Origin of the sequence: Paraburkholderia ferrariae NBRC 106233 (genome assembly GCF_000685035.1) — a bacterium.
In the GTDB taxonomy this organism is placed as follows: Bacteria; Pseudomonadota; Gammaproteobacteria; order Burkholderiales; family Burkholderiaceae; genus Paraburkholderia; species Paraburkholderia ferrariae.
The window spans coordinates 1-9301 of the sequence record NZ_BAYB01000070.1 but is presented as its reverse complement, the minus strand read 5'-3'; the positions used below and the strand labels follow the sequence as shown (position 1 = coordinate 9301).

The 9301-nt window shown below is 65.7% G+C and carries 9 protein-coding genes and 1 pseudogene; 5 read left to right on the top strand and 5 right to left on the bottom strand.

From position 1 onward, the window contains the following. Both BFE01S_RS36435 and BFE01S_RS36430 read right to left on the bottom strand, forming a co-directional pair. Positions 1 to 585, bottom strand: a pseudogene (locus BFE01S_RS36435) (MotA/TolQ/ExbB proton channel family protein); the annotation flags it as partial. Between the two features lie 67 nt (positions 586 to 652). Next, the gene (locus BFE01S_RS36430; RefSeq protein ID WP_028229686.1) at positions 653 to 1351 is read right to left on the bottom strand and encodes an energy transducer TonB; all 699 of its coding nucleotides are present in this window, start codon (positions 1349 to 1351) and stop codon (positions 653 to 655) included. 1008 nt (positions 1352 to 2359) lie between these two features. On the opposite strand from BFE01S_RS36430, the gene BFE01S_RS36425 reads away from it, so the two are divergent. The 4 genes from BFE01S_RS36425 to BFE01S_RS36410 all read left to right on the top strand — a co-directional run bounded on the left by BFE01S_RS36425 (position 2360) and on the right by BFE01S_RS36410 (position 5368). Further along, on the top strand, positions 2360 to 3265 hold the full coding sequence (locus tag BFE01S_RS36425; protein ID WP_042340043.1) for a MipA/OmpV family protein: 906 nt from the start codon (positions 2360 to 2362) through the stop codon (positions 3263 to 3265). A gap of 194 nt (positions 3266 to 3459) precedes the next feature. Next, positions 3460 to 4446, top strand: coding sequence for a TerC family protein (locus BFE01S_RS36420; protein WP_028229684.1), 987 nt, complete (start codon positions 3460 to 3462; stop codon positions 4444 to 4446). Between the two features lie 191 nt (positions 4447 to 4637). Continuing rightward, positions 4638 to 4895 (top strand): TFIIB-type zinc ribbon-containing protein, encoded by a 258-nt coding sequence (locus BFE01S_RS36415; RefSeq protein WP_028229683.1) that lies wholly within the window; start codon positions 4638 to 4640, stop codon positions 4893 to 4895. Between the two features lie 62 nt (positions 4896 to 4957). Then, positions 4958 to 5368: a tellurite resistance TerB family protein gene (locus BFE01S_RS36410; RefSeq protein ID WP_028229682.1), complete on the top strand. Its 411-nt coding sequence runs from the start codon at positions 4958 to 4960 to the stop codon at positions 5366 to 5368. A gap of 96 nt (positions 5369 to 5464) precedes the next feature. Here BFE01S_RS36410 and BFE01S_RS36405 read toward each other — a convergent pair whose 3' ends face one another. The 3 genes from BFE01S_RS36405 to BFE01S_RS36395 form a co-directional block, all read right to left on the bottom strand. After that, complete coding sequence (locus BFE01S_RS36405) at positions 5465 to 6121, bottom strand: response regulator transcription factor (RefSeq protein WP_028229681.1); 657 nt, start codon at positions 6119 to 6121, stop codon at positions 5465 to 5467. A 28-nt stretch (positions 6122 to 6149) separates the two neighbouring features. Further along, positions 6150 to 7475: a sensor histidine kinase gene (locus tag BFE01S_RS36400; protein WP_028229680.1), complete on the bottom strand. Its 1326-nt coding sequence runs from the start codon at positions 7473 to 7475 to the stop codon at positions 6150 to 6152. A 207-nt stretch (positions 7476 to 7682) separates the two neighbouring features. Beyond that, positions 7683 to 8531, bottom strand: a complete 849-nt coding sequence (locus BFE01S_RS36395; RefSeq protein ID WP_028229679.1) for an alpha/beta fold hydrolase — start codon at positions 8529 to 8531, stop codon at positions 7683 to 7685. 185 nt (positions 8532 to 8716) lie between these two features. On the opposite strand from BFE01S_RS36395, the gene BFE01S_RS36390 reads away from it, so the two are divergent. Beyond that, positions 8717 to 9181, top strand: a complete 465-nt coding sequence (locus tag BFE01S_RS36390; protein ID WP_028229678.1) for a VOC family protein — start codon at positions 8717 to 8719, stop codon at positions 9179 to 9181. Positions 9182 to 9301: the final 120 nt, after the last annotated feature.

The window sequence follows — 9301 nt, the reverse complement described above, 5'->3', positions numbered from 1 at the left end:
TGCGAGGCCGTCCTGCAGGCGGTTGGACACGCTCGTGATCGAACGGTCGACCTGTGCGTCGATCCAGGTGTTGCGGTCCACGGCTTCGAGCAGTGCGTCGTCGTGATGTGCGCCGGCCTCGATCGCGGTTTCGGCGATGAAGCGGAACGGCGACGATTCTTCGAGCTGTTTGGCGCCTTCGGCGAGCGTCGGTGCGTTCCAGATCTGCTCGTCGGCGATCTTCGCGCGGCGGTTCGCACGGAACTGCTCGAAGAACTTGGTGATCATGATGTACCAGCTGCCCATCGACATGATGACGAGCAGGATCAGCACGAAGCGCGCGACGAAGTCGCCGTTCTTCCAGAGGGCGCCGAGGCCGTAGGGGTTCGTGACCGTTTCCGACGTGGCCGGTGCCGGCGGCGGCACGGGCTGGTCGGCCGACGCGGCCGGCGCGGGGGCTGCGACTGCCGCAGTGGCAGGCGCCGAGGCGGCGGCGGTGGCGTCGCTGGCCTGCGCGTTGGCAAGCTGCGGTGCGACGAAAGTATCGACCGTGGCTACGGCGATCAACATGCTGGCCGCCAGTGCGGCGTAGGAACGCTTCTTCATGCCTGCTCCAATCCGTTGAACTACTAAAAACGTGAGTAATGACATCCGTGAGGTGAGATCCGCGTGCTCAGTTCAGCGTGAACGAGAACGGAACCTGCACACGCACCGGCTGACCCTGCGAAATGCAATTGAACTTCTTGACCGCGTTGAACGCCGCAGCGTCGAGGCTGTTGTCGTCGGAGGACTTGGCCACGCGCTCGTTCGTGACATGACCTTGCGGGTCCACGACGAATTCGATGAGCACATCGCCCGTCACGTTGTTTTCCTGCGCCTCCTTCGGATACGCGATCGAGCCGCGAATATCGTCGGAGTTCGGACACACCACGCCCACTTCGTGGCTGAGCGGCTTGGCTGCCGGTGCAGGCGGCGCGGGCGGCGCCGTCACGGGTGCGCTGACAACGGGCGCGGCCTGGTGCGTGATGGTCTGCTGCGGCGGCGCCTGGACCGGCACTTCCGGCGGCGGCACGAACGGCGGCGGCGGCGGCGCGAACTTCGGCGGCGGCAGCTGGACGACCGGCAGCGGCGGCGGAGGCGGCGGTTTCACCGGCTCGATGATCTTCGTTTCGATGGGATGCTGGATGACCTGCACGACCTTGTTCGCGAGGCCGTTGACCAGCGCATAGATCAGCACGACGTGCAGGACGATGACTGCCGCGATGCCGCCATAACGGCGAACGGGATTCTGCTGCTTGCGTCCGAACTCGCGCGGACGGCCGGGTACGCGCGGCCCACCGGACCCGGCTGGTACATCCACTTGCACTTTCATCACCACCTTCGCTCCCTTGGGCGCCGCGCGCCCTTTGCTTGACCGCAGCGAACCATTCGATGCATGGCGGTCCCGTTCTACGAACCCGCCAGACCCACACTTTCAATCGGACTACGAAACGGATGCGAAAGCACTGCCGCGAAAATCCCGTTGACTTCTCAACTTCGCTTGCGGCCGCTTATTCACATCGTTCATATGCTAAGTAGTACTAACCCTAGGTTATTCGGGTTTACACGAATTCGGCGACTTCCCGCTCGTATCGCCCACCGAAACCGCCTCTGTCACAATGCTCCGGCATGGGCGTGTTTCAGTTTCGTTTCAGCGTCCGGAAAGATAGCAAGACAAAAACCGACTTAGCAAACTTTTTTTGATGGGAGAATACGGTGTTTAGAGAGATACCTCTAAATATCCGCTGAGGCACGCCCCACATGGGTTCCCAGCATGCACCAAAATGATGCAATTGATGCGCCCGCGGATATAATTACAATTTACTAACTAAACATTTCTATATCCATTCGATTTTCATTCCCAACAGCGGATTTTGAAATTGAGGCGGCGGCAGGTGTTTTTTGCCGGCTCGCGGGCATTTAGCTATTTATCGTGGAAATGTTTTTTCGCCCCTTTTTTCATTCAATTAGATTCGCGATCCTTATCTTTTCGAACGCCGCCGTCTTCCCAGGAGAAAATCGAAAATCTCCGTCGGGCAACCGGAATTTCCGCTGTTTTTCGGCCGCCGTTCGCGCTTGAACTCTTCTCCTGCTCAACGATCCTGGCCTGCGCCGCAGGGCGGCCCACCGCCCCGCATGGGGTTCGCTTCTTCGTTCGCTCCTTCGTTATATATTCGGCGCAAGAGCCACGAGTGACGCGCGGCAGCCTGCCCCGGGCATAGCGTTTGCTGAGCCAGCACCGCACTGCCGCATCGGCCGACGCTACCGGCCCACGATGCTGCGGAGACCCGTCCGCGGCACCCACGCGGCACCCAAACACACCCTGCACCCTGGAGGTGTCATGACGTTCGCACCCCGTCGCGCGCGAACCACACGCATTCGGCGCAAGCGGGCATTCGCGCGCCTGCCGCTGCGGCTTGCCACCGCGACAGGCGCGCTCTCGGCCCTTTGCATGGCGCCGCACGCGGCAGCGCAAACGCCCTCGCCACTTGGCGAATGGCAGTATTCGGCGGGCATTCCGCTTGAAAAGATGTACGAGACCGAGCGTCCCGACTGGGAAGTGCGCCTCGGCGTGGGCTCGACCTTCGAGCCGCGCTACGACGGCTCGGACCGCTATCACATGCTGGCCGGCCCGAGCCTCGATATCCGCTACAAGGATCTCCTGTTCGGCTCCACGGGCGAAGGCTTCGGCGTCAACGTCCTGCAGGGGCCGAACTGGCGCGTGAGCGTCGCTGCAGCCTACGACCTCGGCCGGCGCGGCCACGACGACCCGTCGCGCCTGAACGGGCTCGGCAACATCAATCCGGCGCCCGAGATGAAGATCGCCGGCGAATACGTCGTTTCGAAAGACTTTCCGCTCGTGCTCCGCTCCGCCTTCACGCGCAGCTTCGGCGGCTCGAATGGCTGGGTGGCCGATCTCGGCGCCTACATGCCGCTGCCGGGCAGCAGCCAGCACTTCTACTGGTTCGCCGGCCCCTCGGTCACCTTCGCCGATTCGAACTACATGCAGAGCTGGTTCGGCGTGACGCCCGTGCAGGCCGCGGCCTCGGGCTACCGGCAATACGACGCGAGCGCGGGCCTCAAATCCGCAGGCTTCGGCATCACGATGGTCTATTTCGTCAACAAGCACTGGTTCGTGAGCGCCGATGGCGCGCTCAAGCGCCTGCTCGGCAGCGCCGCGCACAGCCCGATCGTCCAGACGAAGACCGGCGGCGTCTGCGATATTTCGATCAACTACCAGTTCTAGCGCCCGGCAAAAGCCGCGGCGCGCCCCGGGTACGGCCGCCGGGCCGCTTGCCGGCGTGCCCTCATCCTCGCCTCATTTTCCGCTGCTAACCTGAACGTATGGACCGCAGGTCCATACCGCCGGTACGGCCGCGGCACGGCGCAATGCCGAACGCGCGCAACCGCATCCCACCTCGATATCAAGGACTCGCAACCATGCTCCCGCCGTTCATCGCCACCAGCTTCCTCGGCCAGCCTGCCTGGCTCTGGGCCGCCTTCATCGCGGTGGTGATCGCACTCCTCGTGCTCGATCTCGGCGTCCTGCATCGCGACGACCGCGAGATCGGCATACGCGAGAGTCTCTGGCTCTCGCTCGGCTACATCGCGATGGGCGTGCTGTTCGGCGGCTTCATCTGGTGGCAGATCGGGGCCGAGCCGGCCACCGAATACATCACCGGCTATCTGATCGAAAAATCGCTCTCGCTCGACAACGTCTTCGTCATCGCGTCGATCTTCGGCGCGCTCGCCGTGCCGCGCGAGTATCAGCACCGCGTGCTGTTCTGGGGCATCGTCGGCGTACTGGTGCTGCGCGCGATCATGGTGGGTCTCGGTGCGGCGCTCGTCGCGCAGTTCGACTGGGTCCTCTATGTCTTCGGCGTATTCCTCGCGCTCACCGGCGTGAAGATGCTGTTCGGCTCGAAGCCAACGCACGACGTAGAGGGCAGCGCCCTCCTGCGGGTGCTGCGCCGCGTGCTGCCCGTCACGTCCGGGATCGAAGGCGGTGCGTTCGTGGTGCGCCGCCCGCACCCGGTCACCGGCAAGCTCGCGCTCTGGGTCACGCCGCTGCTTGTCGCACTCCTCATGATCGAATTCGCCGACCTGATCTTCGCCGTCGATTCGATACCGGCCATCTTTTCGATCACGACCGACCCGTTCATCGTCTATACGAGCAACATCTTCGCCGTGCTCGGCCTGCGCGCGCTCTTCTTCGCGCTCGCTGCAATGGCGCACCGTTTCTACTACCTCAAGCACGCGCTCGCGCTCGTGCTGATGTTCATCGGCGCCAAGATCTTCCTGCATGGCTTCGTGGGCAAGATTCCGGCGGCCCTGAGCCTGGGCGTCACTGCCGCGCTGCTCGCGGGCGGCGTGATCGTCTCGCTCCTCAAGACGCGTCCCGAAGCCGACGCCGCGCGCCCTTCCTGAACCCGCCAGCCCCGGTGCGGCCGAGCCTTTTCGGCCGCCCCCCCCGTCCTCATTCTTCGCTCATTCTGCGCCCGTACGATGGTTTCCATCGAGACAGCGCCCCCTCCCCGAGCGGCAACCTCCCCCCGGGACACGTTGGACGAGCCGGCGGCGCCTCCTCGATGCATTGTTCACTCATCACGGAGCGCATCATGAAATGCCCGCACTGCCATGACGTCACGCTCACCATCGCGGAGCGTCAAGGCGTCGAAATCGACTATTGCCCGCAATGCCGGGGCGTCTGGCTCGACCGCGGCGAACTCGACAGGCTGATCGAACGCGCCGGCCCGCAGCGCCGCTTCGACGATCGCTACGACGTGCAAGGCGGCGGCTCGCCGCGGCACCCGTACGACCGTCACGACGCGCACCCGCGCCGCCGCAAGTCGTGGCTCGGCGAACTGTTCGACTAGCCGGGCAGGCACCGCACACCCGCCCCGCAACACCTGCTCAATCGTTACGAGGAATCCTGATCATGCGTACCTACTCCTGCAACAGCCCCCAGGCCGCCGGCCGGATCGTCGCCATCGCGCTGCTCGCCGACGGCCACCTGAGCAGCGACGAGCTGACCACGCTCCATCGCGCCCGCCTCGCAGACCGCCTGGGCCTTGCGCCCGGTGAATTCGGCGCAATCCTGCAGAGCCTCTGCGAAGACCTGCTCACGAGTTCGCATCTGAACTGGAGCGATGCCTGCAAGGTCGATTCCGACGTCATGCAGCAGGTAATGCGGGAACTGGAAGACCCGGTGTTGCGCGCGGAGGTGCTCAATCTGTGCTACGTGGCGGTCTATGCGGACCGCCACGTCACCGAAACGGAAGCCGCGCTGCTCGGCTCGCTCTCGAGAGCGTGGCAAGCGCACCCGTGGCAGCGCCTGCTCGCTTCGTAACGGCGCCTGAGCGGTGAAGCAACCCTTCGCGCCGCGCGCCAGCCACCGTGCCGGCGCGCGGCGCATCGTGTGCACGAACGCAAATACCAGCCGGATTCACACGCACACGGCCCAGCCGAGCCCGCGCGCATTGCGGATCACGGCATTGCCGAACTTGCGCCGCACGCTGTAGATCACGGCATCGACGGCATTGCTTTCCACTTCCTCGCCCCAGCCGTAGAGCCGCTCTTCAAGCTGTTGCCGCGAAAGAATCGCGCCGGGCCGTTCGAGCAGCGCCAGCATCAGCGCGTATTCGCGCGCGGAAAGATCGTCGGATCGTCCGTCGAAGGTGAGGCGGCGCGCGTTGGTGTCGAGCGTCACGCGCCCGCTGCCGATCGCCGCCTTTGCAGAACCCGACTTGCGCCGCACCACGGCGCGAATGCGCGCCAGCAGCTCCTTGCTCTCGAACGGCTTCACGAGGTAGTCGTCCGCCCCGAGGTCGAGACCTTCCACCCGCGTATCGACATCGTCCTGCGCGGTAATGATGAGCACCGGCGTGACGTCGTTGGACTCGCGCAGGCCGCGCAATACGTCGAGGCCGCTCATGTCCGAAAGGCCGAGGTCGAGCAGGATCGCCGTATAGGAGCCGTCGCGTACGGCCGTGCGGCCGCTTTCGCCCGTGCGCACCCAATCGACGCTGTACGAGGCGTCCTTGAGCGCGCGCATCAGCGCGGGCCCGATCAGCAGGTCGTCTTCGATCAGCAAAATCCGCATAGTGTGTCCTCTCTCCTTCGTTCGTCCGCTACGCTTGCGGCTGGCGCGGCAGTTCGATGCGCGCAACGATGCCCGAGCGGCCGTCCGCGCGGTTGGCGAGCGTCACGTTGCCGCGATAGCTCCCGGCCAGCGCCTGCGCAATCGCGAGCCCCAGCCCGCTGCCTTCCACGTCGTTCGCGCCCGCGCGGAAGAAGCGGTCGAACACGCGCGGCAGGTCGGCTTCGGCAATGCCGGGGCCGTTGTCGAGCACCTCGATCACGGTCTTCCCCGCGTCGCTGCGCACCGACACATCCACCTGCGTGCCTTCGCCGCCGTAGCGGATCGCGTTATCGACGAGATTGCGCACGAGCACGCGCATGTCGGACTCGGTTGCACGCACGCTCGCGTCGTCGAGCCGCTCGACACCCAGATCGACGCCGCGTGCGAAGGCGAGCGGCAGCAGGTCCGCCACGACATCGCTCACCACCTGCGGCAGCGGCACATCGACAAGCACCCGCTGCGCGCTGCCGATTTCCGCGCGCGCGAGGCCGAGAAGCTGCGAAACGAGCGAGCCGGTGCGCGCGATGCCGCGCTTCAGTTCTGCGAAACGTTCGGCGTACTGATCCGGCGGTGCGTCGCGCAGATTATCGATCTGCAACTGCATCGCGGAGATCGGCGAGCGCAGTTCGTGCGCGGCATCGGCAATGAACTTGCGCTCGGCGTTCACGAGCACCGAAAGGCGCTCGATCATGCGATTGACCGAATCGAGAAAAGGCCGCAGTTCGACCGGGGCGCGAGCGAGGTCGAGCGGCTGGAGATGGTGCAGATCGACGCGCGCGGCGCGGCGCCCCATGCGTTCGAGCGGGCGCAGCGAAACGCGCACCGTGATCGCAATGGTGAGCACGAGAAGCGGCAGGAGCGCGAACACCGGCAAGAGGCTCCAGAACGCCACGCGTATGGCGTTGCGGTTGCGCACGCTGCGCGATTCGGCCACCTGAATGAATTCGTCGCCGGCGGCAAGGCCGAATACGTCCCACGACTCGCCGTCGTACTCGATGGTCGCGAAGCCCGCCGGCCCGCGCGGCAGCGCGACGCTGCGGTTGCTCGTGCGCGTGGGCGTGTCGCCGTCGTCCGCTGACCAGATTTGCACCACGAGATCGTCGGAGAGCCGGCGCTGCGCATCGCGGGCCGAGGCGGGATGCGGCACGCCCGTCTGCACGTGCGACGCGGCATCGCGCAGGCTCGCGTTGAATTCCGTCGCGAGGCTGCGCACCACGAGAAACGTCCCGAGCGAGCCGAGCAGACCGACCAGGATCGCAAGCGCGCCCAGCGCAATGCTGAGCCTGCGGTGCAGGGAGTTCGCGGCGAAAAACATGGGGGAATCTCGGGAGACGGAACGGAAAGCGCCGCGATGCGGCACATCGCGTTCCATCATATCGGATTCCCCTGCGAATCCCGTCGCGCTTCGGAGCTTCAGTGGCTAACCGGTTCAGTGGTTCAGTGGCGACGGCCGCCCGCGCTCCCCATCATGCCGCTGTGAAAGCCGCCATGCGTGCCCGAAACCGGCGCATGCCCGCGTGCATCAGCCGTGCAGCCCCTCGACGAATGCGCGAATGTCCGCGTTCACGCGCGTGGCGAAGTTGAAGTACATCCCGTGCGTGCCGCCTTCGTAGACCTTCAGCACCGCATGCCGCAGCGCAGCAGCAGTGGGGCGCCCCGTTACTTCGAGCGGCGCCGACGCGTCGCAATCGCCGTGCAGGATCAGCGTCGGGACGTCGATGGCAGCCAGTTCGCAGCGCAGGTCAGTCGAGGTCTGCACGCGGCACAGTTCGACCGCGCCGGGGAACGAGGCGCGCAGCATCATGTCGGCGGTCCACTGGATCACGGCGGCGGACGTGCCGGGGCTGAAATAGCCCTCTGCGCGGCGCGCGATCCAGTCCGGGAACGACACCCTCAGTTCGTCGAGCGAGGCCGCGAAAAGGCTCGCATCGACGCCGGCGGGGTTGTCGGCGGTCTTGAGCAAGTAAGGCGTGGAGGCCGGCGAGAGCAGCACGATGCCGGCCACGCGCCGCGCGCCGTGGCGGCTCAGGTAGCGCACCGCCTCGCCGCTCGCGAACGAGTGAGCAACCAGCGTCACGCCGGAGAGGTCCAGCGCGTCGAGCACGGCCTCCAGGTCGTCGGCGAGCGTGTCGTAGTCGTAGCCGCGGCCCGGGTCGCTCGAGCGTCCGTGGCCGCGCCGGTCGTAGGCAATGCAGCGCAGGCCGGCCTCGACGAGCGGCGCGATCTGGTAGTCCCACATGCCCGCATTGAGCGTCCAGCCCGCAAGGAACACGAGCGGCCTGCCCTGCCCCCAGTCGCGATAGTGGAGGGCCGTATCGGCGTCGATGCGGATCGTGCCGGGCTGGCGCGGCAGGCGGTCGGGCTGGGTCATGGCTGGGCTCCTTCGGTGAGTCGCTGGGCGAGTGAGGCCATGGTCGGCGAACGCGTGCAGCGGGTCGATTACCCCGGAGGTAAGCAAGACGAATCGGCAAGGGAGCAGGCACGCGAAAAGCGCACGCCGGGGGACGGTGCTAAATTCGGCGCACCGATATGTCCACCCTCTGAGGAGGTACACCCATGACCACCCCGTGGAAGCAACCCATCTTCGCCTCGGCCGTCTACTACCGCGACCCGCTGGCCGCGCTCGACTGGCTGGAAAAGGCGTTCGGCTTCAAGCGGCAGTTCGTCGTGTACGGGCCTGAAGACAAGGTTGCGCATTCGGAAATGCGCTTCGAAGGGGCCAGTGTGATGATCTGCGGCAGTTGGCCCGGCATGCCCTCCACAAGCCCCGCCGATCTCGACGGCAAAAATACCCAGTCGGTGCACGTGCAGTTGCAAAGCGGCATCGACGCCCATTGCCAGCGCGCGCTTGCGGCCGGCGCAAAGGTCGTGCGCGAGATCGCCGACCAGTTCTACGGCGACCGCGTGTACGTGGTGAGCGACCCGGAGGGCCATCTCTGGAGCTTCGGCCAGACCGTGCGCGCAGTCACGCGCGAGGAAGCCGAACAGGCCAGCGGACTCAAGATCGACGGCTGGGTCTGACTGCGCAAATGAAAACGCCCCGGGGGCGAACCCGCCGGGGCGTTTGAAGTGGGTTGCAAGGCACGCGGCACGCCTCGTGAGGCGCGCTCTCTGCCGCAAGCCGCTTAGCGTTGCGAAATC

Bases quoted from the DNA above. Each gene is read 5' to 3' on its own strand.
- BFE01S_RS36430 (WP_028229686.1), bottom strand. From the start codon at position 1,351: ATGAAAGTGCAAGTGGATGTACCAGCCGGGTCCGGTGGGCCGCGCGTA.
- BFE01S_RS36425 (WP_042340043.1), top strand. From the start codon at position 2,360: ATGACGTTCGCACCCCGTCGCGCGCGAACCACACGCATTCGGCGCAAG.
- BFE01S_RS36420 (WP_028229684.1), top strand. From the start codon at position 3,460: ATGCTCCCGCCGTTCATCGCCACCAGCTTCCTCGGCCAGCCTGCCTGG.
- BFE01S_RS36415 (WP_028229683.1), top strand. From the start codon at position 4,638: ATGAAATGCCCGCACTGCCATGACGTCACGCTCACCATCGCGGAGCGT.
- BFE01S_RS36410 (WP_028229682.1), top strand. From the start codon at position 4,958: ATGCGTACCTACTCCTGCAACAGCCCCCAGGCCGCCGGCCGGATCGTC.
- BFE01S_RS36405 (WP_028229681.1), bottom strand. From the start codon at position 6,121: ATGCGGATTTTGCTGATCGAAGACGACCTGCTGATCGGGCCCGCGCTG.
- BFE01S_RS36400 (WP_028229680.1), bottom strand. From the start codon at position 7,475: ATGTTTTTCGCCGCGAACTCCCTGCACCGCAGGCTCAGCATTGCGCTG.
- BFE01S_RS36395 (WP_028229679.1), bottom strand. From the start codon at position 8,531: ATGACCCAGCCCGACCGCCTGCCGCGCCAGCCCGGCACGATCCGCATC.
- BFE01S_RS36390 (WP_028229678.1), top strand. From the start codon at position 8,717: ATGACCACCCCGTGGAAGCAACCCATCTTCGCCTCGGCCGTCTACTAC.